We start from the raw sequence: 26,600 nt of genomic DNA, 5'->3' as shown, positions 1-26,600 counted from the left end.
CGCGCCCAATCTTTGTTCACAAGCGATTCGTGTGCCATTCCATCTTGGAATCACAAGCGAAGCCAAGGCGCAAATCCTATTTTAGCGCCTATGGGCTTTCGCCAGGACGACATCGATAGTGTGACACGGCCGACATCCACCTTCGTCGTCCCGGCCCCCGTGCGCAATTGCGCACTAGGCCGGGACGACACTGAATTGCGCGACATGCTTCGCGCGAAAACGCTTAGCGCTCACGGCTCCACGGGAAGAGGGAGGCCGGGAAATCGGCCGCGTAGCGGTGACCGATCGGCGGGCGGGGCTCTTCTTGCGGAGGATTCCGGTCAGGCTCGACCACCTTCCTGTAAAGATGCCAGGTCGCATGACCAAGCACCGGCAGAACGACGCAGAGACCGACGAAGAATGGCAGTGAGCCCACCGCCAGCAATACCGCAACGATCAATCCCCACGCGGCCATCTCAATTGGATTCATCATCACGGCCCGTATCGAGGTGCGGATCGCATCGATCGCGGTCGCATGACGGTCGAGCATCAGTGGAAAGGAGACGACGCTGACGCATAGGGCAACCAAGGCGAAAAGAAAGCCGACGCCGCATCCGACGATGATGAGCGACCAGCCTTCGGGCGTCGTCAACACACGCTTTGCGAAATCAGGGATGCTCGCAGCCGGCGCATAACCGAACGTCATGATGTAGATCGCGTCCGCGGTGGCGATCCAGACCCCGAACAGAACGAACAGAAGAACGCCAAGTTCGAACATGGCGCCGAACGACGGCGCGCGCAGCACCTGCATCGCATCCCAGGCTCCTGGCTCCTCTCCGCGTTCGCGCCGTCGGCTCAGTTCGTAGAGGCCGAGGCCGGCGAAAGGACCGATCAGGGCGAAGCCGGCGGCGAGCGGAAACAGCAGCGGCAGCACCGAATAGCCAAGCACAAGTCTGAACAGGACAAGTCCGAGCACGGGATACATCACGCACAGGACGATTGCGTGGGTCGGGATGGCCTTGAAGTCTTCCCAGCCGAGGCGCAACGCGTCGCCCAGGTCGGAAAGGCTGATCTTGCGAACGACGAAGGCGGTAGAGACGCCAAACAATTGCAGCTTGGGTCGTGCGAACACCGTGGTCATGGTTCCGGTCTCCTTGCTTGTGGCCGCAGGGGAACGGAGCGCCATCAACACACGCACATCCGCCTCATGCGCGAAAATCGCGACTGAGTCCGGCAAATCAGATTCAACCAGAAGGAGCTTGCCGGACGACGCCTGTCGCAACCGGTCAAGTAAAACTAGTCCGATGCGCGGCAGAAGCAAGGTGGCGAATGCGGTCGGGAGAATTGTGCAGATGCACAAACGAGGTCTTGCGATGCACCATGCGATTGGGGAGGGTCGATCAGTGTTCGCGGCGTCCAATGCATTCCCGCCAACACGCGCCGGACAGCGGCGGGCATGACTCCTCTATTGACGTCTGGCTCGATGGGTACCATGTTGATGCTTGACGCCCCAGCTCCGATGAGGTTGCGGCCGTGACGTTGAGTTTTTGTCATGTCCCAGCATCGCGACCGGCAGAATGGGCGAGGCAAAAGCCACGGTGATGGTGAACGTGAGACCATCCCTCTGACGTGAGCTCCGCCCTTTCGTTCGTCTCCGCAGCCTTCAATGGCAAGGAGGAATGAGGGATGGCTGTAGCGATTTTACTGCTCCTGGTTGCCGTCGCCTCGGTGCTGTTCCACCTCTACAGCCCCTGGTGGTGGACCCCGATTGCCTCGAACTGGAGCTATATCGACCACACGATCAATCTGACATTCTGGATCACCGGAGCGGTGTTCTGCGCGGTGATCGTGTTCATGGCCTATTGCGTCTTGCGCTTTCACCACACCGAGGGACGGCGCGCCCACTACAATCCCGAGAACAAGAAGCTCGAATGGTGGCTCAGCATCGGCACCGCGATCGGCGTCGTCGCCATGCTGGCGCCGGGCCTCATCGTCTGGCACCAGTTCGTCACCGTTCCCGCCGACGCGACCGACGTCGAGGTCGTCGGACAACAGTGGATGTGGAGTTATCGGCTTCCGGGAAAGGACGGCCGGCTCGGCACGTCAGATGCGCGCCTGATCAGCTCCGACAATCCACTCGGGTTGAATCCCAATGATCCGAACGGGCAGGACGACATCGTCGTGCAAAACGAGGATCTGCATCTGCCGGTCGGGAAGCCGGTGAAGGTGCTGCTCCGCTCGATCGACGTCCTGCATGATTTCTACGTGCCCGAGTTCCGGGCGAAGATGGATATGATCCCTGGCTCGGTGACCTACTACTGGCTCACGCCGACCCGGACCGGAACCTTCGACGTCCTCTGCGCGGAGCTTTGCGGTGCCGCGCACGCACAGATGCGCAGCAAGGTCGTCGTGGAAGAAGAGAAGGAATATCACGCGTGGCTGGACAAGCAGCACACGTTCGCCGCCTTGTCCGGCCAGCGCAACGTCGCGAAGGCCGCGTACAAGACTGGCAGCGAATGAACATGCCGACGAGGATCGGCCGGATGTTTCGGCCGGAGATGAAGTGAACTCGTCGCTGAGCGGAAGACCAAGGAGGGTATTCCGATGGTCGATATCCCGTTTGATGAGGTCGCAGGCATCCCGCCCGCCGAAGTAGGTGAGGTCGAGCTCTATCATCCGCACAGCTGGTGGACGAGGTACGTCTTTTCGCAAGACGCCAAGGTGATCGCCGTCCAGTACTCGATCACGGCGATGTCGATCGGAATGGTTGCGCTGGTGCTGTCGTGGATGATGCGGCTGCAACTGGGGTTTCCCGGCACGTTCTCCTTTATCGATGCCAACCAGTACCTTCAGTTCATCACCATGCACGGCATGATCATGGTGATCTACCTGCTCACGGCGTTGTTCCTTGGCGGCTTCGGCAACTACCTCATCCCGCTGATGGTTGGCGCGCGGGACATGGTCTTCCCCTACGTGAACATGCTGAGCTATTGGGTCTACCTGCTCGCGGTGCTGGTGCTGGCCGCGACGTTCTTCGTGCCGGGCGGGCCGACCGGCGCCGGTTGGACGCTTTATCCACCCCAGGCGATTCTCTCCGGTACCCCCGGGCAGGACTGGGGCATCGTTCTCATGCTGGCCTCGCTGATCCTGTTCATCATCGGCTTCACGATGGGCGGGCTCAATTACGTGGTAACAGTATTGCAGGCCCGCACACGCGGCATGACCTTGATGCGCATGCCCTTGACGGTGTGGGGCATCTTCACCGCGACCGTGATGGCGCTGCTGGCGTTCCCGGCGCTGTTCGTGGCCTCGGTGATGCTGCTGCTGGACCGCCTCCTTGGAACCAGCTTCTTCATGCCGACACTGGTCGAGATGGGCCAGCTGACCAAGTATGGCGGCGGCAGCCCGATCCTGTTCCAGCATTTGTTCTGGTTCTTCGGCCATCCCGAGGTCTACATCGTCGCGCTGCCGGCGTTCGGCATCATCTCGGATCTGATCAGTACGCACGCACGCAAGAACATCTTCGGCTATCGCATGATGGTCTGGGCGATCGTGGCGATCGGAGCGCTGAGCTTCGTCGTGTGGGCGCACCACATGTATGTCAGCGGCATGCACCCGTATTTCGGGTTCTTCTTCGCCACCACGACGCTCATCATCGCGATCCCGACCGCGATCAAGGTCTACAACTGGGTGCTGACGCTTTGGCGCGGCGACATCCATCTCACGGTGCCGATGCTGTTTGCGCTCGGCTTCATCGTCACCTTCGTCAATGGCGGCCTGACCGGGCTGTTCCTCGGCAACGTTGTCGTCGACGTTCCACTGTCGGATACGATGTTCGTCGTCGCGCACTTCCACATGGTGATGGGGATTGCGCCGATCATGGCCGTGTTCGGCGGGATCTATCATTGGTATCCAAAGGTCACCGGGCGGATGCTCAATGACGCGCTCGGACGCTTCCACTTCTGGGTGACGTTCATCGGGGCCTATGCGGTGTTCTTCCCGATGCACTATCTCGGCCTGCTCGGGATGCCGCGCCGCTATCACGACATCGGCGAGACCTCGTTCGTCCCGGCATCCGCCCATGACCTCAACGCGTTCATGAGCGTGGCGGCGCTGATTGTCGGCTTCGCTCAGCTCGTCTTCCTGTTCAATCTGGTCTGGAGCCTGTTCAAGGGAAAAGAGGCGGGCGGCAATCCCTGGGGTGCCACCTCGCTGGAATGGCAGACGCCGGAGACCCCGCCGGGGCACGGCAACTGGGGCACGGAGCTCCCCGTCGTCTATCGCTGGGCCTACGATTACAGCGTGCCCGGTTCCGCGAGGGACTTCATCCCGCAGAATGAACCGCCGGCCAAGGTGCTGGCCCAGGGAGCCCATCCGTGAGTGCCATCGTCCTGTTCATTGCTACGATTGCAGCGATCGCGGGATGGTGGCTCTCGCAGCAACGGCTGGCCGCCAAGCCGTGGCTGGAGCAGGGCATTGCGGTGGATCTTCGCGGCGATCTCGGCTCTTCGGTGCCGGCGGCAAAAATCGGCCTCGGTGTTTTTCTCGCGGTGGTCGGTTCGCTGTTCGCGCTCCTGATCAGCGCCTACTCGATGCGCACCACCATGGTGGACTGGCGCGAGTTGCCGCTGCCGAGGCTGGTGTGGTTCAACACCGGCGTCCTCGTCATCAGCAGCATGGCGCTGCAATGGGCGCTGATGGCCGCGCGCCGCGACGACCATGAGGGCCTGATCGCGGGCCTGTTGGTCGGCGGTGCATCGGCCGTGATGTTCCTGATCGGGCAGCTCGTGGTGTGGCAGCAGCTCAACATCGCCGGCTATGCCATGGCGTCGAATCCGGCCAATTCCTTCTTCTATCTGATCACCGCGCTCCACGGGCTGCACCTGACCGGCGGCCTGGTGGCGCTCGGCAGGGCGACCGTAAAACTGTGGCGTGGCGCGCCGATGACGCAGATGCGCCTGAGCGTCGAGCTTTGTACCATCTACTGGCATTTCCTGTTGTTGGTCTGGCTGGTCCTGCTCGGTCTGCTGACGGGCTGGACAGACAATTTCGTCGACATCTGTCGCCAGTTGCTCACCTAGCGAGGCAGGAAGCGATGACCGAAACCACACTCGCAACCCCCAAGGCGCTGCCCGGAACGATACCCGGATTGCGCGGCATCGCCGCCGACTGGGCCTCGGACCAGCGCGCGTTCAAGAACGTGTCCTGGGGGAAGGCCATGATGTGGATCTTCCTTCTGAGCGACACCTTCATCTTCAGCTGCTTCCTGCTGTCGTACATGACGGCGCGAATGTCGACGACCGTGCCGTGGCCCAACCCCAGCGAAGTATTCGCGCTCAATATCGGCGGTCAGCACATCCCGCTCATCCTGATCGCGATCATGACCTTCATCCTGATCAGCAGCAGCGGGACGATGGCGATGGCCGTCAACTTCGGTTACCGCCGGGATCGCGTCAAAACGGCAGCCTTGATGCTGGCCACCGCGGCATTTGGCGCGACGTTCGTCGGAATGCAGGCTTTCGAATGGACCAAGCTGATCATGGAGGGCGTGCGGCCCTGGGGCAACCCGTGGGGCGCACCGCAATTTGGCGCTTCCTTCTTCATGATCACCGGCTTCCACGGCACCCACGTGACCATCGGCGTGATCTTCCTGATCGCCATCGCGCGAAAGGTTTGGCGGGGAGACTTCGACGTCGAGCGGCGCGGCTTTTTCACGAGCCGCAAGGGCTATTACGAGATCGTCGAAATCATGGGCCTGTACTGGCATTTCGTCGATCTGGTCTGGGTGTTCATCTTTGCCTTCTTTTATCTCTGGTGAGGTCGCGCATGACAGAAGCAGCGGTACATGTGGAAGGGCAGGCAGCACAGCATGCGCTACACAGCTATGTGCATGGTGCGGTGGCATCGGGCGCCGCGCATGCAGAGGGCCAGCAGCACCCGATCAAGCTCTATCTCGTGGTCTGGGGATGGTTGTTCGTGCTCAGCACCTGCTCCTATCTCGTCGACTATTTTGGTATCCACGGCCACCTGCGATGGTCGCTGATCCTGCTGTTCATGGTGCTGAAGGCCGGCCTGATCGTCGCTGTGTTCATGCACATGGCCTGGGAGCGGTTGGCGTTGGCCTACGCCATCCTGTTGCCGCCGGTGCTGGTGCTGGTTTTTGTCGGGATCATGATGTTCGAATCCGACTATACGCATCTGCTTCGGGTGATGTTCTTCGCGTCAGCAAGCTAAGAAATGGACGGCCACGACCGCGTGGGTCATGCTGGACAAGGCAAAGCGTCCTGAAGGCGGAGGACTCGCCACATCGTCCGGAACCCTGCGAAGCAGGCCTTTGGCCGATGGCTTTTTCGAACCGACGAGGAATTAGTCTCGTGCAAATCAATCGTTCAACTCTTCGCCGGAGCTATGCCAACATCGGAGATTACGTCGCACTGACGAAACCGAGCGTGATGTCGCTGGTCGTCTTTACCGCACTGGTCGGTCTCATGGTCGCACCAGGCGGCATCGATCCCTTCACCGGTTTCGCTGCTCTTCTCTGCATAGCCGCGGGAGCTGGCGCCGCAGCTGCGCTCAATATGTGGTACGACGCCGACATCGATGCGGTGATGGCGCGTACCGCCATCCGTCCAATTCCCAGCGGCCGCGTATCGCGCCCGGAAGCATTGGCCTTCGGATTGATGCTCGGCACGTGCGCCGTCCTGGCTCTCGGCACCTTGCTGAACATGGCCGCTGCTGCGCTGCTTGCTTTCACTATCTTCTTCTACGTCGTCGTCTACACGATGTGGCTCAAACGCCGAACGCCGCAGAATATCGTTATTGGCGGTGCCGCCGGCGCGCTCCCTCCGGTGATTGGCTGGGCTGCGGTCACGGGACATGTTGGGCTCGAGCCGCTCATCCTGTTTCTGATCATCTTCCTCTGGACGCCACCCCACTTCTGGGCACTGTCGCTCAATCTTGCTGGAGAATACGCCCGTGCCGGTGTGCCGATGTTGCCGGTCGTGGCTGGCAAGACAGAAACAAAGCGCCAGATTCTTCTCTATTGCGTGCTTTTGGTTCCGATCTCACTGCTGCCTTGTGCGCTGGGGTTCGCGGGAGCCGTCTACGGCGCGGCCGCGGCGACGCTGGGAGCGATCATGATTTTTCTCGCATGGCAGTTGCGCCGGAGCGACGACAAGGAAAGGCGGCCTGCTCGTCGCTTGTTCGTGTTTTCGATGCTCTATCTGGTCCTGCTTTTTGGGGGGCTGCTGATGAATGCTGCACCCTACGCTCAGTCCCACTGACTGGACGCATTCGAATCGACAGCCGTTGGGCGTTGTTCGGAAAAATCGAATATTGTTGCCGAGCGGGCTTGCGCTGCCGGGCAGCTCAGTGATTGAAGTTCGCAGGCACCCGCCAGGGACGGCCCTAGCGCTCGTCCCGCATATATGGACTTCGCTGGGAGACGAGTCTCAAGTCTTGGTCTGCCGACATCGTCTGGAGCCCGTGCATATGTGGCCCGCTCGCCGGGTTGCCCAACAGGATCCAGGCGATGGCGCCCGTGGCCAGCATTCCGCCGCAAATAACCAAAAGGTCCCGCCTCATCGCGCGTCCTCCGTATGCAGCCATTTCCAAGCATAAATCAGGCCAATCCATTTGGGCCCGGGCAGGTGCGGCGCACGGGATAGCGTTGGACAAGTAGGACAGGCTCGCCCTAAGCTTCGGCCGTTGCAGCAACCAGGCGCGGTTCAAGAATGGACTGGTCCTACTATCTCGGGGGCACTGCCATTGTCCTGCTCCTTCTTGCCTATCGGCTGCATGGCGGGCTGTTTAGGAAGAATTCACGGCGGGACGAGAAACTAAATCGACTGATTGATGAACGCATCGGACGCTTGGACCTGAAGCGCCGCAACGATTGAACCGCCCTGAAGCGGCACCTCGAGGCCAACGCAACGCCACTCTCCGGAATTATCCTCACGGCGACGGCAGAGCTACCTTGGTCTCCCGAGATGACCATCTCGGCAGATGATGCTTTTTTGTGATTTGAAAAGAGATATTTGAGCAATCGAATGAAAGTCTGGGTCTATACCGACACAAGCAAGCCCGTTGGCGAGCCGGAGCATCTGAAGATTTTCGCGACCAATGATGCCGCGCAGTCGTGGTTCAAGCGAAACGTCCCGGGGGGCGCCGCATTTGCTTACGAGATTATTCTGGGGCCACGTTACCTCGCCAAGACGCTCCTCGTGCTGTCCGTCCTGCTTCTTGGCATCGCCGATCTCTACACCACCAACACGATCCTGAATCTCGGCCTCGGCGAGTTGAACCCGTTCATGCATGTCGCTCAGACATGGCTCGGCCCCTGGTGGCTTATTCCGAAGCTCGGTCTGACCTATTTCATGATGTGGCTGCTTTGGCGCAGCAACAACCCCTACAATATCGCGATCGTGGCGGCGTTTTGCTCCACGCCCGTACTCAATAATCTTCTGATCATCGCAAGCACGAAGTAGCGAGGAACACCAGTGGTGCCTCCGCCAGGGCAGGCGCGAGACATCGCTGGCTTCATATCGGTTCGCTCGCTACGGCGATTACTGGCAGTAGTCCCAGAATCCTTGCGTGCGGGACGGATCGGTATAGTACCAGCACATGCCGGGCGCCGGCGCGGCACCGGCCCATGCCGCGGCCGTTGCCGCCGTCACGACCCCGATGGCAGCGCCGGCTGCGATTGCGCCGCCCCTTGGCCAGTAATACCGGCCCGGACGCGCCCATCCGCCGCCTCCCACCACCGTCCGGCCGCGAACCGCGACGTTGCCGCGGGGCCCGACGACGGCGGTGCGGCCGCGATAGGCGCCACCGCGCGGCCCAACGGCTGCGCCACCACGGTGAACGACGGCGCCGCCGCGGGGACCGACCGCTGCGCCGCCACGGCGGCCGGCCGCGCGGACTGCAACGACGTCGGATGATTGCGCGACGTGATTACCGATCGGCATCGCGCCGAGCAGCGCTGCGGACGCAGATTCAAGCGGTATTGCCGCAATGATCGAGGCGGTGAGGATGGACGCTGCAAGCATCGTAGTACGCTTCAAGTCAAGCATCAGTGTATCTCCTGCTAAATTCGGCTACGTCCACCGGTCGATCCGGTGGGCGCGGCGCTGTCTCCGTCGATCAGCCCGCTGTACTCGATGCCGTCCGAGTTCGAAAAGACGAGACTGCCCGAGAGATGACCGCTGGACATCTGGGTCGAGTCAAGGCCCGCGCCGCGAACGGCGTCGCTCAGATATTCAATTCTCGAGATGGGAAGGCGCGTCCAAACCTCGGCAGGCAGCATGTCGCGCCTCACTTGAACGGAAGCCGCCCGGCATCGGCGCGACGGCCTCATTGCACATTCTCATCCTACGCGCTCCGTCGCGATGTCACAACCTTGGCCAGTCGCGTTGAGCGGTTTGGCCGCGGCGATCTGTCTCAGCCATACGTCTCCACGATGAAGTCGATCAGCGCGCGCAGCTTCGGCGTCATCTTGCGATGCTTCGGCCACAGGATCTGGCGCGCGCGGCTCTGCGTCGTGTAGTTCGGCAGCAGGACCTGCAGCCGTCCCGCGGCGATATCGTCGGCCAGCAGCTCGTCGCGCATCAGCACGATGCCGGCGCCCGCCAGCGCCGCATAGCGGATGCCGAACGCGCTGTTGATGAAGAGGCGGCTCGCGACATCGACATGCACTTCGCCCTCCGGCCCCGAGAATGTCCATCGCTGCCCGTCCGACCAGCCGGGGTAGCGCAGGCATTCATGGCGGGCGAGATCGGCCGGATGGGTTGGCGTGCCGCGTTCGGCGAGATAGCTCGGCGCGGCGCACACCACGCCTGTATAGGGCGACAGCGAGCGCGACATCATGGTGGAGTCGGTCAGCGTGCCGACCCGGATCGCCGCATCCAGCCCTTCCTCGAGCAGATCGACCATCCTGTCGCTGAGGATGAGGTCGACCGAGACTTCCGGATATTTCTTCATGAAGCGCACCAGCGCGGGCGCCAGGCTGTACGACCCGAAGGCGACCGAGGTCGCGATGCGGAGCTTGCCGCGCGGCGTGCTCAGGGCTTCCTCGACCAGCGCATCGCCGGCCTCGGCCTGTTCAAGCAATTGCTTGCAGTGATCGAGATAGCTGCGGCCGAGCTCGGTGAGGCCCTGCCGCCGGGTCGACCGGTTGATCAATTGCGAGCCGAGCCGGTCCTCGAGAAATCGGATATGCTTGCCGATCATGGTCGGCGACATCCGCAGCTCCTTGGCCGCCGCGGTGAAGGAGCCGAGATCGGCGACGCGGGCGAACACGGACATGCTGGTCAGTCGATCCATGATTATAAACCAATGGTTATTTCATTGCGCATCAAGGCGCTACTTATGGGGTGCCGGAACTATATTTATTACCATAAGTAAGCAATCGGCGCGATGATGCGTCCGATTGCTTCGAAATGCTGCCGATTTCGCCCGGAGGGACGCAATCCCGCCGAAGCCTGAACCAGACAGGAGTGTCACGATGCCCTTCCAGATCACGATCAATGGGACCAGTCATTCGGTCGATGCCGATGGCGACACGCCGCTGCTCTGGGTGCTGCGCGACGTGCTCGGCATGACCGGCACCAAGTTCGGCTGCGGCATGGCGCTGTGCGGCGCCTGCACGGTGCATCTCGACGACACGGCGGTGCGCTCCTGCATCACGACCATCGACAGCATCGGCGACTCCAGGATCACGACCATCGAGGCGGTCGGCATGACGCCGGCGGGCAAGAAGATCCAGGACGCCTGGCTCGCGCATGAGGTGCCGCAATGCGGTTACTGCCAGTCGGGGCAGATCATGTCGGCCTCCGCGCTGCTCGCGGGCAAGCCGAAGCCGACCGATGCCGATATCGATGAAGCGATGTCGGGCAATATCTGCCGCTGCGGCACCTATGTGCGCATTCGCGAAGCCATCAAGCAAGCCGCGCAGTCGGGAGGTTGAGCCATGACGCTGATCGACAATCTGTCTGAGCGCGCTGCCGACCTGTCGCGGCGCAATTTCCTCCGCGCCGGCGCGATCGCGGGCGGCGGTCTGCTGCTCAGCGTGAGCCTGCCGTTCGCGGGCCGCGAGAGCGAGGCGGCGGCCTCCGACGGCTTCGCGCCGAACGCCTTCGTCCGGATTGGCGGCGACGGCAAGGTCGTGTTGACCATGCCCTATGTCGAGATGGGGCAGGGCACCTACACCTCGATCCCGATGTTGATCGCCGAGGAGCTCGAGATCGGCCTGACGCAGGTCCGGCTCGAACACGCGCCGCCGAGCGACAAGCTCTACGCCAACCCGCTGCTCGGCGTGCAGGCCACCGGCAATTCGAACGCAATGCGCGGCGCCTGGCAGCCGATGCGGAAAGCCGGCGCCACCGCGAAGGCGATGCTGGTCGCGGCCGCGGCGAAACGCTGGAACGTCGAGCCGGGGACATGCCGCGCCGAGAACGGCGAGGTGCATCACGCGGCCTCCGGACGCAAGCTGGGTTACGGTGAACTCGCGACTGACGCGGCGCAGATGCCGGTGCCGGAGAATGTCACGCTGAAGAGCCCGGCCGAGTTCAAGCTGATCGGCACGCCGGCCAAGCGGCTCGATACACCCTCCAAGGTCAACGGCACGGCGGTCTACGGCATCGACGCACGGCCGCCCGGGGTGAAGGTCGCGACGCTGGCGCAGTCGCCGGTGTTCGGCGGGCGGGTGAAGCGCGTCGATGATGCGGCGGCAAAAGCCGTCAAGGGCGTGCGCCAGATCGTGACGCTCGACGACGCCGTCGCGGTGGTGGCCGACCACATGGGGGCGGCGAAGAAGGGTCTGGCGGCGCTCACGATCGAGTGGGACGAGGGCCCTCACGCCAAGCTCGCCACATCGGACATCGCGCGCGAGCTCGAAGCAGCCACCACCAAGCCGGGCACGGTCGCGCAAAATATCGGCGACGCCGACAAGGCGATGGCGGGCGCGGCGACGAAAGTCGAGGCGACCTATCAACTGCCGTTCCTCGCCCATGCCACGATGGAGCCGATGAACTGCACCGTGCATGTGCGTTCCGACGGTTGCGAGATCTGGGTCGGCAGTCAGGCGCTCTCCCGTGCGCAGGCGGTGGCCGCGAAGGTGCTGAACATGCCACCGGAGAAGGTGGTGGTGCACAATCATCTGCTCGGCGGCGGCTTCGGCCGCAGGCTCGAGGTCGACGGTGTCATTCGCGCCGTGCAGATCGCCAAGCAGGTCGATACGCCGGTCAAGGTGGTGTGGACCCGCGAGGAGGACATCCAGCACGACATGTACCGGCCCTACTGGTGCGACCGGATTGCGGTCGGCCTCGATGCATCCGGCAAGCCGGTCGCCTGGAACAACCGCTTCGCCGGCTCGTCGGTGCTGGCGCGATGGGCGCCGCCGGCGTTCCGCAACGGGCTCGACCCCGACACGACCGAGGGCGCGATCGATCTCGTCTACGACATTCCGAACTTCCACGTCGAATATGTCCGGGTCGAACCGCCGGGCATTCCGACCGCGTTCTGGCGCAGCGTCGGGCCCTCGCACAATGTGTTCGTCACCGAAAGCGTGATCGACGAACTGGCTGCGGCGGCGAAGCAGGATCCGGTCGACTACCGCCGCGCGCTGCTCGGCAAGTCGCCGCGCGCCAAGGCGGCGCTCGAGCTCGCGGCGGCCAAGGCCGGCTGGGGCGGCAAGCTGCCGGCCGGGCGCGGACGCGGCGTGTCGCTGCAATTCGTGTTCGGCAGCTACCTCGCGCAGGTCGCCGAGGTCGAGGTCGCCAAGGACGGCTCGGTCCGTGTCCACCGCGTCGTCTGTGCGATGGATTGCGGCACCGTGGTCAATCCCGACACGGTGCAGGCGCAGCTGCAGAGCGGCATCAATTTCGGCGTCACCGCCGCGCTCTACGGCGAGATCACGCTCAAGGACGGCCGCGTCGAGCAGAGCAATTTCGACAGCTACCAGATGCTGCGCATCGATCAGGCCCCGGCGATCGAGGTCCATATCGTGCCGAGCACTGAGCCGCCCGGCGGCATGGGCGAGACCGGAACCTCGGGCATCGTGCCGGCGATCAGCAACGCGATCTTCGCGGCGACCGGCAAGCGGCTGCGCAGGATGCCGGTCGATCCGGCGACCTTGAAGCAGATCTAGGGGCGAGTGAGAGCTCCCCCCGGGTGCTGGCGCGATCGTGAAGCCGGACGGATTTGCGCCGTGCACTGATCCGTGCGAGAAGCGGGCATGCATCTGAGGCGGCTCGCCAATCTCTGGATTCTGCTGCTCGTCGCGGCCGGGCTGTTGCTCGCGCCCGTGGCGCCGGCATTTGCCCGGATGATGCCGGATGCCTCGGCCGCTGCGATGCAGGCGATGCTGGACGATCACGCCATGTCTGGACAGGCGATGTCCGAGCAGGCGCTGGCCGACGACATGCCGTGCTGTCCGGACCAGGGCAAGAGCAAGGGCTGCGACGACTGTCCGTTCCTCGCGCTCTGCATGTTGAGCGTTTCGCTGCCGGTGCCCGCCGGCGCCATGTCGCTGATCGAGCGCGATCCGTTGCGCAGCCGGATCGCCGCCCATGACGACCGTCTGCTCGACGGCCTTGGCACCAAACCTCCCGACCATCCGCCTCGAACCACTGTCTGACGGGCGCGCCAGCGCCTGATCGCTGACGCGTGCGCCAATGGCGCGCGTGCCTTTGCATGCCGCTCACGCGGCTCATCAGACGTAACGAGGATCATCACCATGAAGTCTTTCCACCTGGCGCGGGCCGCTGCCGCAGCGCTGATCGGCGTTGCCATGACGGGCATGTCTGCCCACGCCGAGATCAAGAACTACGAATTCCAGCTGGTGCAGCCGACGGTCAAGGCGGGTGCCGATCGCATCGTCACGGTGCGGCTGGTCGACAAGATGAGCGGGAAAGCCGTGCCCGACGCGGTCATCTTCTCGACCCGGCTCGACATGGCACCCGACGGCATGCAGGAGATGGCCACCAAGGTGACGCCGATGCCGGGCACCGAGCCCGGCACCTACCGGTTCAAGGCGACCTTCGGCATGGCCGGGCGCTGGCAATTGTCGCTCGGCGCCAAGGTGCAGGGCGAGACCGGCGCGGTCGAGAACAAGCTCGTCGTCACGGCCGAGCAATGAGCCGCCGAGCAATGGGCGCCTTAACATGGGCCGGCGCTGCCGCTGCGATCGCGGCAGCGGCAGGCGCCGCATGGATCGGCCGCAACCTGCCGCCGCGGCCGGTGACAGCTGCGATCGTCGCCGTCGCGCGGGCGGCGGAGACTGCTGCGCCGATCTACTATCGCGATCCCGACGGCAAGTCGCTCTATTCGGCGACACCGAAGAAGACGCCTGACGGGCGCGACTATCTGCCGGTGTTTGCCGATGACGAGGGCGGTGCCGGCGGGCCCGGGCAATCGGCAGACGTGAGCGCGCCTGCCGCGAAAGGCGAGCGCAAGATCAAATATTATCGCAATCCCATGGGACTTCCCGACACCTCGCCGGTGCCGAAGAAGGATTCCATGGGAATGGATTACATCGCCGTCTATGACGGCGATGACAGCGACGACGGTTCGATCACGCTGTCGCCCGGCAGGATCCAGCGCAGCGGCGTCAAGTCCGAGCCCGCGCAGATGCGCCGCATCCGCACGCTGGTCCGTGCACCCGGCACGATTCAGCTCGACGAACGGCGGGTGTCGGTGATCGCAATGCGCGCCGAGAGCTATGTGCAGAAAGTCGCCGACGTCACGACCGGCAGCCGTGTGACGAAGGGCCAGCCGTTGATGGAGATCTACAGCCCGGCAATATCGTCCGCTGCGGCCGAATATGTCGCGACCATCACGTCGAAGGCGACTGCGAACATCGAGCCCTACGGGCGCGGCTCCAAGCAGCGGCTGACCAATCTCGACGTTCCCGAACCCGTCATCGCCGAGATGGAGAAGAGCCGGACCGTTCCGATCGCGATCCAGTGGCTGTCGCCGCGCGACGGCATCGTGCTGCAGCGTGCCGCCATCGAGGGCATGCGCGCGCAGCAAGGCGACGTGCTGTTTCGGATTGCCGACGTCTCTGTCGTGTGGGCATTGGTCGACGTTGCCGAGCGCGATCTCGGCAATATCGTGGTCGGGCAGAACGTGTCCGTGCGGGCGCGCAGCTATCCCGGCCGCAGTTTCGTCGGCCGGATCAGCGTGATCTATCCGCAGGTCAACAAGGAGACGCGCACCGCGCGGGTGCGGATCGAATTGCAGAATGCCGACCTCGCACTGCTGCCGGACATGTATGTCGACGCCGAGATCGACACCGGCAGCCCGGCGCCGGTACTTGCGGTAGCTGATAATTCCATCCTCGACACTGGCAGCCGCCAGAGCGTGCTGATCGACCGCGGCAACGGGCGGTTCGAGCCGCGCGAGGTCAAGCTCGGGCGGCGCGGCGAGGGCTATGTCGAAATCCGCGACGGCATCGCCGAAGGCGATGCGGTCGTGACATCAGCGACGTTTCTGATCGATGCCGAAAGCAACCTGAAGGCGGCGATCAAGGGCTTCGCCGAGGCCGGTGCTGCCCAGGCGGGCGAGGGCGACAAGACGGGAGACCGGCGATGATTGCCCGTGTCATCGCCTGGTCGGCGCGCAACCTGCTGCTGGTGCTGTTCGGCACCGGCTTTGCGGCAGCCGCGGGCCTTTACGCGCTGCTGCATCTGCCGCTCGATGCGATCCCCGATCTCTCCGACACCCAGGTCATCGTCTACACCGAATATCCCGGCCAGGCGCCGCAGGTGATCGAGGACCAGGTCACCTATCCCCTGACCACGGCGATGCTGACGGTGCCGAAGTCGAAGGTCGTGCGCGGCTTCTCGTTCTTCGGCGTCTCCTTCGTCTATGTCATCTTCGAGGACGGCACGGATATCTACTGGGCGCGCTCGCGCGTGCTCGAATTCCTCAACGGCGCGGCGTCGCGGCTGCCGGCCGGCGTCTCACCGACCATCGGGCCCGATGCGACCGGGGTCGGCTGGGTCTACCAGTATGCCGTGATGTCGAAAGAGCTGAACCTTGCCGACACCCGCACGATCCAGGACTGGAACCTGAAATTCGCGCTTGCCAGGGCCGAAGGCGTGGCCGAGGTCGCCAGCGTCGGCGGCTTCGTCAAGCAGTACAATGTGATCCTCGATCCGCAGCGGATGCGCGATCGCGGCATCACCATGCAGCGGATGCGCGACGCGATTCGTGCCAGCAACGCCGATGTCGGCGGCCGCACCGTCGAGCTCTCCGAGTTCGAATATGTCATCCGCGGCAAGGGCTATCTGAAGGACATTAACGATCTCGGCAACATCGTGCTGAAGACCGATAGCGGCACGCCGGTGCTGCTGCGCGACGTCGCCCGCGTCGAGCTCGGCCCCGACGAGCGGCGCGGCATCACTGAACTGAACGGCGAGGGCGAGGTCGCGAGCGGTATCGTGCTGCAACGCTTCGGGGTCAACGCGCTCGACGTGATCGAGAACGTCAAGAAGCGTTTCAGGGAGATCGCGACCAGCTTGCCGAAGTCGGTCGAGATCGTGCCGGTCTACGACCGCTCCAATCTGATCTATGCGGCGATCGACACGCTGAAGCGCACATTGCTGGAGGAGAGCGCGGTGGTCGCGCTGGTCTGCATCCTGTTCCTGCTGCATGTCCGCAGCGCGCTGGTCGCGATCCTGATGCTGCCGGTCGGCGTCTTGATGGCGTTCGGCGCAATGAAGCTGCTCGGCATCGGCTCCAACATCATGAGCCTCGGCGGCATCGCGATCGCGATCGGCGCCATGATCGATGCGGCGATCGTGATGATCGAGAACGCGCACAAGCACCTGGAGCGAGCCGAGCCCGGCAGGTCGCGGGTCGCGATCCTGATCGAGGCCGCGGCGGAGGTGGGGCCGGCGCTGTTCTTCAGCCTGCTCATCATCACCGTGTCCTTCATGCCGATCTTCACGCTGGAATCGCAGGAGGGGCGGCTGTTCTCGCCGCTTGCGTTCACCAAGACGTTTGCGATGGCGGCGGCGGCGCTGTTGTCGGTGACGCTGGTGCCGGCGCTGATGGTGATCTTCGTCCGCGGCAGGATCGCCCCCGAGCACAGAAATCCGATCAACCGTTTCCTGATCTGGATCTACCGTCCGGTCATCCACGCCGTGTTGCGGGCGAAAACGCTGGTGATCCTGCTGGCGCTCGGCGCCGTCGCCGTCTCGATCTGGCCGGCCCGGCAGCTCGGCACCGAGTTCATGCCCGACCTCAATGAGGGCACGCTGCTCTATATGCCGACCACGCTGCCGGGGATTTCGGTGACCAAGGCGGCCGAGCTGTTGCAGATGCAGGACCGCATCATCCGCAGCTTTCCGGAGGTCGCTTCGGTCTACGGCAAGGCCGGCCGCGCCGCGACCGCAACCGATCCGGCGCCGTCGGAGATGTTCGAGACCATCATCAATCTGAAGCCGAAACTGCAATGGCGCGCCGGCCTCACGCTCGACCGCCTGATCGCCGAGATGGACAAGGCGCTGCAATTCCCCGGTGTCTCCAACGCCTGGACCATGCCGATCAAGGCGCGCATCGACATGCTCTCGACCGGGATCAGGACGCCGGTCGGCGTCAAGGTGATCGGTCCCGATCTTGCCGTGATCGACAAGCTCGCCCGCCAGGTCGAGCAGGTGGTGAGGGGCGTGCCCCGCACCTCGTCGGCCTATGCCGAGCGCAGCCTCGGCGGCTACTATCTCGAGATCACGCCGAAGCGTGAGGCCTTGTCGCGCTACGGCATCGCGGTGCAGGACGTGCAGGACACCATCGCGACCGCGCTCGGCGGCCAGAGCGTGACCACAACGGTCGAGGGACGCCAGCGCTTCACCGTCAACATGCGCTATCCGCGCGATTTGCGCGACAATCCGGGCGCGATCGCCAGCGACGTCCTGGTGCCGATGCCGGCGGGCGGCGCGGTGCCGCTCGGCGAGGTCGCCGACATCGCGCCGGCGCGCGGGCCGACCACGATCCGGACCGAGAACGGGCAACTCGCGACCTACATATATGTCGACATCCGCGATCGCGATCTCGGCGGTTATGTCGCGGACGCGCAGCGCGCGGTGCAGGCCGGCGTGCAGTTTCCGCCCGGAACCTACGTGGTCTGGAGCGGGCAGTACGAATATCTCGAACGCGCCGCGGCGCGGCTCAGGATCGTGGTGCCGGTGACGCTGTCGATCATCTTCCTGCTGCTCTACCTCAATTTCCGCTCGGTGGCGGAGACGATGATCGTGATGCTGTCATTGCCGTTCGCGCTGGTCGGCGGCTTCTGGCTGATGTGGGCGCTCGGCTTCAACCTGTCGGTTGCGGTCGCGGTCGGCTTCATCGCGCTCGCCGGCGTTGCCGCCGAGACCGGCGTCGTGATGCTAATGTATCTCAACCAGGCGCTGGGCGAGGTCGCGGCGCGCCGCGCGGCCGAGGGACGCACGATCGATCGTGACGATCTCAATCGCGCGATCATCGCGGGCGCGGTCGAGCGCGTCCGGCCGAAGATGATGACGGTGGTCGCGATCATGGCCGGGCTGTTGCCGATCATGTGGAGCACCGGCACCGGCTCGGAGATCATGCAGCGCATCGCGGTGCCCATGATCGGCGGTATGATCTCGTCGACGCTGCTGACGCTGATCGTGATTCCCGCGATCTTCGCCGTCGTGAAGGGCATCAAGATCGAAGCGAGAGTGTCGGCACCCGAAGTTGCTTCCTGTGCCGCGCGCCAGCAGGCAAGGATGTGATGGAAACATGACGCCTGTTGGTAGTTTCAAATCGGATTGAATGATACCCCAAGGGGGTATATAGCTGATGGCGGTTTGCAGCTGATTTGCGGTTAGCTTGCGGCGGTCGGAGATGCGAAGCGGGTGCTGGTGCGATTGACGAGATCAGGGCGGTTGCGGGCGGGATGTTCCATCATCCTGGCCTATCTGTTTTGCGTGCTCGCGCCGTCCTTCGCGCTTGCATTCGGGGCGCCGTTTCCGTGCCTGACCGATGAGGTGCAGCCCGCCGCCGCGGCGCATGTTCACGCGGCGTCGATCGCGCATGCCGAAGCCGTCACGCACGATCATGCCGCCCACGATCTTGGCGGCATGCACATGCAACACGCAGCCGATGATGCTGCGCCGCCTGTGAAGCATAGCCACGACGGCAAGAGTTCGCCGGGGCCGTGCTGCGCGCTGATGTGCGTGTCGGCGCTGCCGGCCGATCTTCCATTCGTCGCTGCTCCCTTGCACCCGATCGCCACGCGTCTTTCCGAGGCTTATCAGAGCCTGCGGAGCGAGGCGCCTCCGCGCCTCTATCGTCCCCCCATCGCCTGATCGTTCGCTGACATCGTGGCGGTGCCGCACGCTTGCGTGCGCACGCCTGTTATTCATCGGATGATCGGGACAGATCCATGTATTCGCATCTCGGGGCGAGGCTCGCCGCCGTGGCCACCAGGCTTGGCAACAGGCTCGGCTGGCGCGCGCCACCCACATTGCTGCCGCGGATGGCCGCCGCCATCCTCGCATCTGCACCGCTCGCCGGCTGCATGGCCGACGGCCGGCCGGTCGTCGTCGGAGGCGATCCGGCAAATCCGGCGGCGGGGACGGCCGCCGTCGGCTACCGCTCGACGATCGCGCCCTACAGCAGCCTGCGTCCGTCGACGCCGCAGCCCTGGCGCGAGCGCAATGACGGCGTGACGCCGCCGGCCAAGCCGGAACAGTAGGAGGGCGCCATGCGACATCTGGCCATCGTGCCGATCCTGCTGCTTGCGTCATCCGCGCTCGCGGGATGCGCGTCGTTCTCGCCCGACAGCGGTATGGGCGTCGTCTCCGAGGTGACCGAGCAGGCGATCGGCAAGGACGTCGCCTTCGTTCGCAGCGGAGACGAGGCCGCGACCGTCGACGCCGCACTGAAGCGGCTGCTCGCGCGCAATTTGACGGCGGATGCCGCCGTGCAGGTTGCGCTCTTGAACAACAAGGGGCTGCAGGCCGCCTATAACGAACTGGCGCTGGCGGAGACCGATTACGTCGCCGACAGCCTGCCGCCGAACCCGACCTTCTCGGTCTCCCGCATCACCGGAAACGGTGCCAGCGAGGTCGAGCGGCAAGTCGTCGGCGACATCCTGGCGCTCGCGACCCTGCCGGCCCGCTCCGAGATCGCGCGCGAGCGCTTCCGCCAGGCGCAGCTCAAGGCCGCGCTCGCCACCTTGCGGCTTGCCGCCGAGGTGCGGCGCAGCCATGTCGCGGCGGTGGCCGCGAACGAGACGGTCGCGCTGCTGACGGATGCGAAGGCGACCGCGGAGTCGACCGCGCAGCTCGCGAAAAAGCTCGGCGAGACCGGCGGCATGAACAAGCTCGACCAGGCCCGCGAGCAGGTGTTCTACGCCGAGATCACCGCCGACCTCGCCAGCGCGCGGCAGAACGCGGCGAGTTCGCGCGAGCGGCTGGCGCGCCTGCTCGGATTGTGGGACCGCGATCTCGGCTTCCGAATCCCCGGCAAGTTGCCATTGCTGCCGAAGCGGCCATTGGAACAGCCGTCGATCGAGATCGCCGCGGTCGGCCATCGCGTCGACCTGCAGATCGCACGGATGGAAATCGTCGCGCTCGCCAAGGCGCTCGATCTCGCCGAGGCGACGCGTTTCGTCACGCTGCTCGACGTCGCCGGCATAGACAGGCGGACGCACGATCCCGAAGCCCCGCCGTTCAGGGAGCGCGGCTTCGACGTCCAGTTCCAGATTCCGATCTTCGACGGCGGCGAGGTGCGCGTGCGCCAGGCGGCGGAGATCTACCGCCAGGCGATGAACCGCCTGACCGAGAATGCGATCAACGTCCGCTCCGAGGCGCGCGACGCCTACCGCGTCTACCGCTCGACCTACGACATCGCGCGCCATTACCAGCGCGAGGTGCTGCCGCTGCGGCAGATCATCACCGAGGAGATGCAGCTGCGCTTCTCCAGCATGCAGGTCGACGTGTTCGCGCTGCTGACCGAAGCGCGGGAGCGGCTCGCCTCGCTGCGCGCGGCGATCGACGCCAGGCGCGACTTCCTTCTGGCGCAATCCGAGCTGCAGACCGCGATCAACGGCGGCGGCTCGGCCGGCGCAGCATCGACACCGTCTTCCATCGCCTCGGCCGCGCAGCCCGCGGCCGGCGGCGGTCATTGAATGGAGCAGCACATGTTTTCTCGACGAGGATTTCTGGGCGGCGCGGCGCTGGTCACGGCGAGCGCGGTCAGCGGCCGCGTCCAGGCCGCCGCCGTTCCCGAAGCACCGACCATGGACAAGGTGGTGATGCAGCCGCCGCTGCATCCCGCCAGCGGGCCGGACTACCGGCCGGTGGTCACGCTCAACGGCTGGTCGCTGCCGTGGCGGATGAACGGCGACTGGAAGGAATTCCATCTCGTCGCCGAGCCCGTGGTGCGCGAATTCGCCGACGGCATGAAGGCCAATCTCTGGGGCTATAACGGCCAGGCTCCGGGACCGACCATCGAGGCGGTCGAGGGCGACAAGGTCCGCATCTTCGTCACCAACAAACTGCCGGAGCACACCACGGTGCACTGGCACGGCATGATCGTGCCGTCAGGCATGGATGGCGTCGGCGGACTCAACCAGCCGCACATCAAGCCGGGCAAGACCTTCGTCTACGAGTTCGAGATGAAGCACAGCGGGACCTTCATGTACCACCCGCATTCCGACGAGATGGTGCAGATGGCGATGGGCATGATGGGCATGTTCATCGTGCACCCGCGCGATCCGGCATTCCGGCCAGTCGACCGCGACTTCGTCTTCATCATGAGCAGCTACCTGATCGACCCCGGCACCTATCTGCCGAAGGTCAATGAGATGACCGACTTCAACATGTGGACCTGGAACAGCCGCGTCTATCCCGGCATCGATCCGATGCCGATCCGTCTCGGCGACAGGATCCGCGTGCGGATCGGCAACCTGACCATGACCAACCATCCGATCCATGTGCATGGGCATAATTTCGCGGTGACCTGCACCGACGGCGGCTGGGTGCCGGAGAGCGCGCAGTATCCGGAGACCACGACCGACGTGCCGGTCGGCGCGGTCAGGGCGTTCGACATGCTCGCCGACAATCCGGGCGACTGGGCGTTCCACTGCCACAAGTCGCACCACACCATGAACGCGATGGGCCACGACGTCAGAAACTTCATCGGCGTGTCGCGCCAGGATCTGGCCAAGGCGGTCGGCAAGCTCGCGCCCGACGCCATGGTGATGGGATCGACCGGCATGGCGATGGGCAACATGGAGATGCCCGCGCCCGACAACACGCTGCCGATGATGACCGGCACCGGACAATTCGGGCCGATCGAGATGGGCGGCATGTTCACGGTGATGAAGATCCGCGAGGGGCTCGGCCGCGACGATTACGCCGACCCCGGACCGTACAAATATCCGCCGGGCACGGTTGCCTATGAGGTCGAGGCGCCCGCCGCCGAGCCCGCGCGCCAGCCGCCGGCGGCGCCGGGGCGAAAAGCCAAGCCATCGATGAAGGGAATGAAGATGTAGCGGATCCAGCTCACTCACCAACGACAAGCATCAAACACAGAATGGAGAATCCAGTGAAGCAACTCACCAGCATCGGCATCGCGCTGATTGCGCTGTCGGTCACCGCAGTGCCGTCGCGTGGTCACGAGAAGCACGGCCACGAATCCTATTCGGCCGGCGAGCCCGGCGATCCGAGCAAGCCCTCGCGCACGGTCGAGGTCGAGATGAAGGAGATGGAGTTCACGCCGTTCCGCATCGAGGTCAAGCGCGGCGAGCAGATCCGCTTCGTGATCCGCAATGCCGGCACCGAGGATCACGAATTCCTGCTCGCGACCACCGAAGAGAATCTGAAGCATGCCGAAGTGATGAAGAAGCATCCGCACATGGAGCATGACGATCCGAACGGCGTTCGCCTCGCACCGAAGAAGAGCGCGGAGATCGTCTGGAAATTCACCAAGGCCGGAACGTTTGAATATTCCTGCCTGATCCCGGATCACCGCGACTACGGGATGACCGGCCGCGTCATCGTGAAATGAAACCAGCAACGAAAGAAAGCACAAGATGAACAGGATGATCCAACTTGCCGGCGCCGGCGCGTTCGCGCTGGCTCTGACCCTGGGCGCGGCGCTCGCGCAGGCCGCCGCGATCAATGGCGAGGTCAAGAAGATCGACGAGGGCGCGGGCAAGATCACGCTCAAGCACGGTCCGGCCAAGAGCCTTGGCATGGACGAGCCGATGACGATGGTTTACCGGGTCAAGGATCCGGCGCTGCTGAAGCAGGTCAAGGTCGGCGACAAGGTCCGGTTCGAGGCCCAGGAGGGCGACGGCGGCTACACCGTTACCGCGATCCAGAAGGCGAAGTGAGGCGACGGCCCGCATCAGCAGGTTGGGCTGTCGGCTGAACGCAGCCGGCAGCCCTTGAACCCGCGACGCATGATCGCCGGAGCTGTTCCGGATGGATCGGCTTGAACGCGTTGCGTGGCCGGCCTTATCCTGTCGTCTGCAAGGACGAGCAATGAACGATTGCTGCGGGCAGAATGCTGCGCACTACCGCCGCTGACGCTGCCGGTCAAGGCCGGCGTGCGGGCAGGGGAGCGCGACCGCGCGGCCGATTCGTGCGGCTGCTCGGGCGGCGTTCCGGTCTTTGACGGCCTCGATCCGCGCTACAGGCGCGTGCTCTGGACGGTCATCGGCATCAATGGCGCGATGTTCCTGACCGAGATGATCGCGGGTCAGCTTGCCGGATCGCAGGCGCTCAAGGCCGATGCGCTCGACTTCCTTGCCGATACGGTCACCTATGGACTGAGCCTTGCGGTGATCGGCGCCGGCCTGCGCGTGCGCGCCTCCGCCGCGCTGTTGAAGGGGCGCGTCGCTGAGCTTGATGGCGCTGTGGGTGTTCGGCTCGACCGTCTACCAGACGTTCGTGCTCGGCGTGCCGAAGGCCGAGGTGATGGGCGCCATCGGCGCGTTGGCACTCGCGGCCAATCTAGGCTCGGTTCTGCTTCTGCTGCCGTACAAGGACGGCGATGCCAATGTCCGCTCGGTCTGGCTCTGCTCGCGCAACGACGCGATCGGAAACCTCATCGTGATGGCGGCGGCTCTCGGCGTGTGGGGATCGGTCTCGGCCTGGCCTGACCTTGCCGTCGCCACCGTGATGGCGACGATATTCCTCACCTCGTCGGTGCAAATCCTGCGGCAGGCATGGGCCGAATATCGCGAGGCGGCGCTACGCAGCCCGTCAGCAGCGCATGGCTGAGGAAGCCGCAAACGCCCGGCGCTTCCTGCGACAGGCCGCGCCAAGGCGGAAATTTGCCGCGCATTTACCTTAAATCATGGCTCCGTGGGAACGTCCGTGGCAGCGGCGCGTTGCTGTGCATCATTCGAGCGCAGAAGGCCCCCTCCATGACAATCAACGCGGCAATACTGATGGCGGCATTGGTGCTATCGGGAACCGTGTTGGCGCAAAGCTCCGGCCCTTCGGCCGGCTCGGCGGGGGCCGGGCAGGCCGCCAACGTGACCACCACCGGCGAGGCGCTGAACAGCGCCAAGAAGACCGGCAACAGCGGGCCGCCGGTGGAGAAGGCCGCGCGTCCGGCCAAGCCGGATGCCGGCGCCGCGGGCAACACGGTGGGGGCGAGCCGCCCGCAAAAGCCCGATCGTCGCCTCGAGCATTATCCGTAATCTCCATCCGTAACGATTATGCTGATCCGTGGGATGGGTGGAGCGAAGCGATACCTATCACCTCTGATGCGCGCGGAAGCAGGATGGGTTTCGCTGCGCTCTACCCATCCTACGGCACAGCAAAAAGCCGGCGCCGTCGTCGTGACGGCGCCGGCTCGATTGGTGGAATTTGCCTCGCTCAGTAAACCAGGCCGGTGCCCGGGGGCTTCTCCAGCGCTGCGGCGAGCGAGCGATATTCGTCGCTGTTGGTGCCGGCGAGTTGGGCGATGCGGTTCAGGTGATATTGCGCCTGATCGCGGTTGCCCTGTTCGACCTGCCAGAGGCCGTAATACTGCCAGGTGCGCACATGGGCCGGGTCGGCCTTCAGCGCGCGCTCGTACCAGATCTGCGAGACCTTGTAGTCGCCGAGCTTGCGATAGGAGTAGCCGATCAGGTTGGCGACGTCGGCGCGATCATCCTGGCCGAGCGCCTTCAGCTGCTCGATCGCGGCGGTATAGTCGTGCTTGTCGTAGATCGTGGTGTAGGCGGAGCGATAGCCGGCCAGGAACTTCTGATCGTCGATCGCGGAGCTCTTGTCCTTCTTCGCCTTCTTGCCCTTGCTGCTGCCGCTGTCGGAAGCCGGCGGCGAGGGATTGTCGCTGCCCGCGGCGTAGGCCGAGATGACCGGCCCGGAGGCGAGCGTCATCGAGAGCACTGCGAGGCCCAAAAACTTCGTCTTCCTGCTCATTCCTGGTTGCTCCTGATCGTTCCTGATCGTACTCGGTAATCCTACACCCAAGCCTGATGACTTGAACACCCAGGGGTGCAGAACATTCCCGGCCGATCCCACGATTGCGTGATCCTGCTTTTTCGGCGGTAGAGGAGAACATGACAGAGATGTCATGCACATGAATGAAGTCCGTCAGGGTCCTTCAGAACGGGTTCAGTGCGCGGCTCATAAGGTCACGTGCATTGATCGGTGAGGCCGACCATCCGGCCGGAGACCTCTCGATCCCGACGAGGAGGACCACCATGTTGAAGACGATTTCCGCCGCGCTGCTCGCCATGTCCGTGATCGCAGCGCCCGCGCTCGCCGCCGAAACCGGCAAGGCCGCAACGCCCGCGCCGGCGACCACGACTGCCCCGGCGACCAAGGCCGCTCCCGTGATCAAGAGCGAGCAGCTGCCGTCGAAGGTGCGCAACGCCAACGCCAAGATGCACCACAAGCACTATCGCCATCACCGCCACCACAAGCACATGAGCATGCTGAAGGTGAAGTCGCCGAAGCATGCGACCAAGCACGTCCACGCGAAGGTCGCGACCAAGCACGTTGCGCCGGCCAAGCGCGGCTGACCCAAGCGCGGTTGAATCTGATCCGAGGGGCGTAGTTTCGATCCACATTGCCCCGCTGCGCCTTTTGGATGCAGAACCGGCCCGTCCGTCCATTGCTTCCCCAATGGCGACGGGCCGGAGTGCGTCTGGCTCCGGTTGTGAACCCGGGCGAGGAATAACCGAGTTGCGAATTCCCTTCGGCCGCCCGGCGGTTTATGAGACGCCTCCGGGGACTCAGGGAACAGCGTCGTTTGCGGATTTCATCACAACTGGCAGCCATCCTGCTGCTCTCGCTTCCGCTCGCCGGCTGCCTCACCAGCGACGACGGCGGCGGGCCGACCACCTTCACCGATGACCGGGGCGTCGCCAACCAGCCATTCCCGGACCGTTACCGCGACCAGATCGTAGCCTTCATGCGGACCTATCTGAACAATCCGGTCGGGGTCCGCGAGGCTGCTATCGCCGATCCGGCGCAGCGCACGGTCGGCGGCCGGCTGCGCTACGTCGTGTGCCTGCGCTAGGTGGTGTGGACACTTATCGCAGCCATAGGACGATGGCAGCGAGAGTGACGACGGCCCGGTAATTCCGGGCGGTCTTTTCGAAGCGGGTTGCGACGCGTCGGAACTGC

General features: G+C 64.3%; 27 protein-coding genes and 3 pseudogenes. 24 read left to right on the top strand and 6 right to left on the bottom strand.

All coding sequences use genetic code 11. From position 1 onward, the window contains the following. Nucleotides 1-223 precede the first annotated feature (223 nt). Entirely contained in the window at nucleotides 224-1,120 is an 897-nt protein-coding gene (locus tag ACZBJS_RS38655) for a DUF2189 domain-containing protein (RefSeq protein WP_026192934.1), read from the bottom strand. A gap of 545 nt (nucleotides 1,121-1,665) precedes the next feature. Between ACZBJS_RS38655 and ACZBJS_RS38650 the strand changes: the two genes are divergently transcribed. The 8 genes from ACZBJS_RS38650 to ACZBJS_RS38615 all read left to right on the top strand — a co-directional run bounded on the left by ACZBJS_RS38650 (nucleotide 1,666) and on the right by ACZBJS_RS38615 (nucleotide 8,465). Further along, on the top strand, nucleotides 1,666-2,499 hold the full coding sequence (locus ACZBJS_RS38650) for a cytochrome c oxidase subunit II (RefSeq protein WP_076831602.1): 834 nt from the start codon (nucleotides 1,666-1,668) through the stop codon (nucleotides 2,497-2,499). Nucleotides 2,500-2,583: 84 nt separating this feature from the next. Beyond that, nucleotides 2,584-4,359 (top strand): cytochrome c oxidase subunit I, encoded by a 1,776-nt coding sequence (ctaD, locus tag ACZBJS_RS38645; protein WP_316398047.1) that lies wholly within the window; start codon nucleotides 2,584-2,586, stop codon nucleotides 4,357-4,359. Next, on the top strand, nucleotides 4,356-5,060 hold the full coding sequence (locus ACZBJS_RS38640; RefSeq protein ID WP_229189347.1) for a cytochrome c oxidase subunit 3: 705 nt from the start codon (nucleotides 4,356-4,358) through the stop codon (nucleotides 5,058-5,060). Before ctaD ends, ACZBJS_RS38640 begins: the two co-directional genes overlap by 4 nt. A 14-nt stretch (nucleotides 5,061-5,074) precedes the next feature. Then, nucleotides 5,075-5,797: a heme-copper oxidase subunit III family protein gene (locus tag ACZBJS_RS38635; protein WP_057019651.1), complete on the top strand. Its 723-nt coding sequence runs from the start codon at nucleotides 5,075-5,077 to the stop codon at nucleotides 5,795-5,797. Between the two features lie 8 nt (nucleotides 5,798-5,805). Continuing rightward, complete coding sequence (locus tag ACZBJS_RS38630; RefSeq protein WP_050384760.1) at nucleotides 5,806-6,213, top strand: cytochrome C oxidase subunit IV family protein; 408 nt, start codon at nucleotides 5,806-5,808, stop codon at nucleotides 6,211-6,213. A gap of 140 nt (nucleotides 6,214-6,353) precedes the next feature. Then, a complete protein-coding gene (locus ACZBJS_RS38625; protein ID WP_463440028.1) occupies nucleotides 6,354-7,262 on the top strand; it encodes a heme o synthase in 909 nt (302 codons plus the stop codon). Nucleotides 7,263-7,712: 450 nt separating this feature from the next. Beyond that, nucleotides 7,713-7,877, top strand: coding sequence for a hypothetical protein (locus ACZBJS_RS38620; RefSeq protein WP_168856726.1), 165 nt, complete (start codon nucleotides 7,713-7,715; stop codon nucleotides 7,875-7,877). Between the two features lie 150 nt (nucleotides 7,878-8,027). After that, entirely contained in the window at nucleotides 8,028-8,465 is a 438-nt protein-coding gene (locus tag ACZBJS_RS38615; protein WP_057019648.1) for a DUF5658 family protein, read from the top strand. A gap of 78 nt (nucleotides 8,466-8,543) precedes the next feature. On the opposite strand, the gene ACZBJS_RS38610 is transcribed toward ACZBJS_RS38615, so the two are convergent. The 3 genes from ACZBJS_RS38610 to ACZBJS_RS38600 form a co-directional block, all read right to left on the bottom strand. Next, nucleotides 8,544-9,050 (bottom strand): hypothetical protein, encoded by a 507-nt coding sequence (locus ACZBJS_RS38610; protein ID WP_076831596.1) that lies wholly within the window; start codon nucleotides 9,048-9,050, stop codon nucleotides 8,544-8,546. Nucleotides 9,051-9,064: 14 nt separating this feature from the next. Continuing rightward, complete coding sequence (locus ACZBJS_RS38605; protein ID WP_168856725.1) at nucleotides 9,065-9,283, bottom strand: hypothetical protein; 219 nt, start codon at nucleotides 9,281-9,283, stop codon at nucleotides 9,065-9,067. A gap of 134 nt (nucleotides 9,284-9,417) precedes the next feature. Then, nucleotides 9,418-10,299, bottom strand: a complete 882-nt coding sequence (locus tag ACZBJS_RS38600; RefSeq protein WP_316398046.1) for a LysR substrate-binding domain-containing protein — start codon at nucleotides 10,297-10,299, stop codon at nucleotides 9,418-9,420. Nucleotides 10,300-10,480: 181 nt separating this feature from the next. On the opposite strand from ACZBJS_RS38600, the gene ACZBJS_RS38595 reads away from it, so the two are divergent. From ACZBJS_RS38595 to ACZBJS_RS38530, 14 genes and pseudogenes are all read left to right on the top strand, one after another. Further along, nucleotides 10,481-10,942, top strand: a complete 462-nt coding sequence (locus tag ACZBJS_RS38595) for a (2Fe-2S)-binding protein (RefSeq protein ID WP_057019645.1) — start codon at nucleotides 10,481-10,483, stop codon at nucleotides 10,940-10,942. Nucleotides 10,943-10,945: 3 nt separating this feature from the next. Then, nucleotides 10,946-13,123 carry a xanthine dehydrogenase family protein molybdopterin-binding subunit gene (locus tag ACZBJS_RS38590; protein ID WP_316398045.1) on the top strand — a complete coding sequence of 726 codons (2,178 nt, stop codon included), beginning with the start codon at nucleotides 10,946-10,948 and terminating at the stop codon, nucleotides 13,121-13,123. An 87-nt stretch (nucleotides 13,124-13,210) separates the two neighbouring features. Continuing rightward, complete coding sequence (locus ACZBJS_RS38585) at nucleotides 13,211-13,612, top strand: hypothetical protein (protein WP_316398044.1); 402 nt, start codon at nucleotides 13,211-13,213, stop codon at nucleotides 13,610-13,612. Between the two features lie 99 nt (nucleotides 13,613-13,711). Further along, entirely contained in the window at nucleotides 13,712-14,113 is a 402-nt protein-coding gene (locus ACZBJS_RS38580) for a FixH family protein (RefSeq protein ID WP_316398043.1), read from the top strand. Nucleotides 14,114-14,124: 11 nt separating this feature from the next. After that, nucleotides 14,125-15,567, top strand: coding sequence for an efflux RND transporter periplasmic adaptor subunit (locus ACZBJS_RS38575; protein ID WP_316398042.1), 1,443 nt, complete (start codon nucleotides 14,125-14,127; stop codon nucleotides 15,565-15,567). Then, nucleotides 15,564-18,731: an efflux RND transporter permease subunit gene (locus ACZBJS_RS38570; RefSeq protein WP_316398041.1), complete on the top strand. Its 3,168-nt coding sequence runs from the start codon at nucleotides 15,564-15,566 to the stop codon at nucleotides 18,729-18,731. The genes ACZBJS_RS38575 and ACZBJS_RS38570 overlap by 4 nt, the downstream gene beginning before the upstream one ends. A 123-nt stretch (nucleotides 18,732-18,854) precedes the next feature. Continuing rightward, the gene (locus tag ACZBJS_RS38565) at nucleotides 18,855-19,307 is read left to right on the top strand and encodes a hypothetical protein (RefSeq protein WP_316398040.1); all 453 of its coding nucleotides are present in this window, start codon (nucleotides 18,855-18,857) and stop codon (nucleotides 19,305-19,307) included. 77 nt (nucleotides 19,308-19,384) lie between these two features. Beyond that, complete coding sequence (locus ACZBJS_RS38560; RefSeq protein WP_316398039.1) at nucleotides 19,385-19,696, top strand: hypothetical protein; 312 nt, start codon at nucleotides 19,385-19,387, stop codon at nucleotides 19,694-19,696. Nucleotides 19,697-19,705: 9 nt separating this feature from the next. Further along, nucleotides 19,706-21,133, top strand: coding sequence for a TolC family protein (locus ACZBJS_RS38555; RefSeq protein WP_316398038.1), 1,428 nt, complete (start codon nucleotides 19,706-19,708; stop codon nucleotides 21,131-21,133). A 12-nt stretch (nucleotides 21,134-21,145) separates the two neighbouring features. Further along, entirely contained in the window at nucleotides 21,146-22,501 is a 1,356-nt protein-coding gene (locus ACZBJS_RS38550) for a multicopper oxidase family protein (RefSeq protein WP_316398037.1), read from the top strand. 41 nt (nucleotides 22,502-22,542) lie between these two features. Continuing rightward, nucleotides 22,543-23,016 carry a cupredoxin domain-containing protein gene (locus ACZBJS_RS38545; protein ID WP_253639544.1) on the top strand — a complete coding sequence of 158 codons (474 nt, stop codon included), beginning with the start codon at nucleotides 22,543-22,545 and terminating at the stop codon, nucleotides 23,014-23,016. 25 nt (nucleotides 23,017-23,041) lie between these two features. Beyond that, nucleotides 23,042-23,344 carry a copper-binding protein gene (locus tag ACZBJS_RS38540; RefSeq protein ID WP_057019685.1) on the top strand — a complete coding sequence of 101 codons (303 nt, stop codon included), beginning with the start codon at nucleotides 23,042-23,044 and terminating at the stop codon, nucleotides 23,342-23,344. A gap of 198 nt (nucleotides 23,345-23,542) precedes the next feature. Beyond that, a pseudogene (locus tag ACZBJS_RS38535) lies at nucleotides 23,543-24,236 on the top strand (cation efflux transmembrane domain-containing protein). 146 nt (nucleotides 24,237-24,382) lie between these two features. Then, nucleotides 24,383-24,661, top strand: a complete 279-nt coding sequence (locus ACZBJS_RS38530) for a hypothetical protein (RefSeq protein ID WP_057019637.1) — start codon at nucleotides 24,383-24,385, stop codon at nucleotides 24,659-24,661. 178 nt (nucleotides 24,662-24,839) lie between these two features. On the opposite strand, the gene ACZBJS_RS38525 is transcribed toward ACZBJS_RS38530, so the two are convergent. Continuing rightward, nucleotides 24,840-25,388, bottom strand: coding sequence for a tetratricopeptide repeat protein (locus ACZBJS_RS38525; protein ID WP_316398036.1), 549 nt, complete (start codon nucleotides 25,386-25,388; stop codon nucleotides 24,840-24,842). 284 nt (nucleotides 25,389-25,672) lie between these two features. Here ACZBJS_RS38525 and ACZBJS_RS38520 point away from each other — a divergent pair, with 284 nt between their 5' ends. Further along, the gene (locus tag ACZBJS_RS38520) at nucleotides 25,673-25,993 is read left to right on the top strand and encodes a His-rich protein BRANT (RefSeq protein ID WP_316398035.1); all 321 of its coding nucleotides are present in this window, start codon (nucleotides 25,673-25,675) and stop codon (nucleotides 25,991-25,993) included. Between the two features lie 230 nt (nucleotides 25,994-26,223). Further along, a pseudogene (locus ACZBJS_RS38515) lies at nucleotides 26,224-26,490 on the top strand (hypothetical protein); the annotation flags it as partial. A 16-nt stretch (nucleotides 26,491-26,506) separates the two neighbouring features. Here the strand turns inward: ACZBJS_RS38515 and ACZBJS_RS38510 are convergent. After that, nucleotides 26,507-26,600, bottom strand: a pseudogene (locus ACZBJS_RS38510) (IS5/IS1182 family transposase); the annotation flags it as partial.

The organism is Bradyrhizobium sp. KZN70725 (assembly GCF_055264925.1).
The sequence above is the reverse complement of the archived record's forward strand: the minus strand, read 5'-3'. Positions and strand labels throughout refer to the sequence as shown.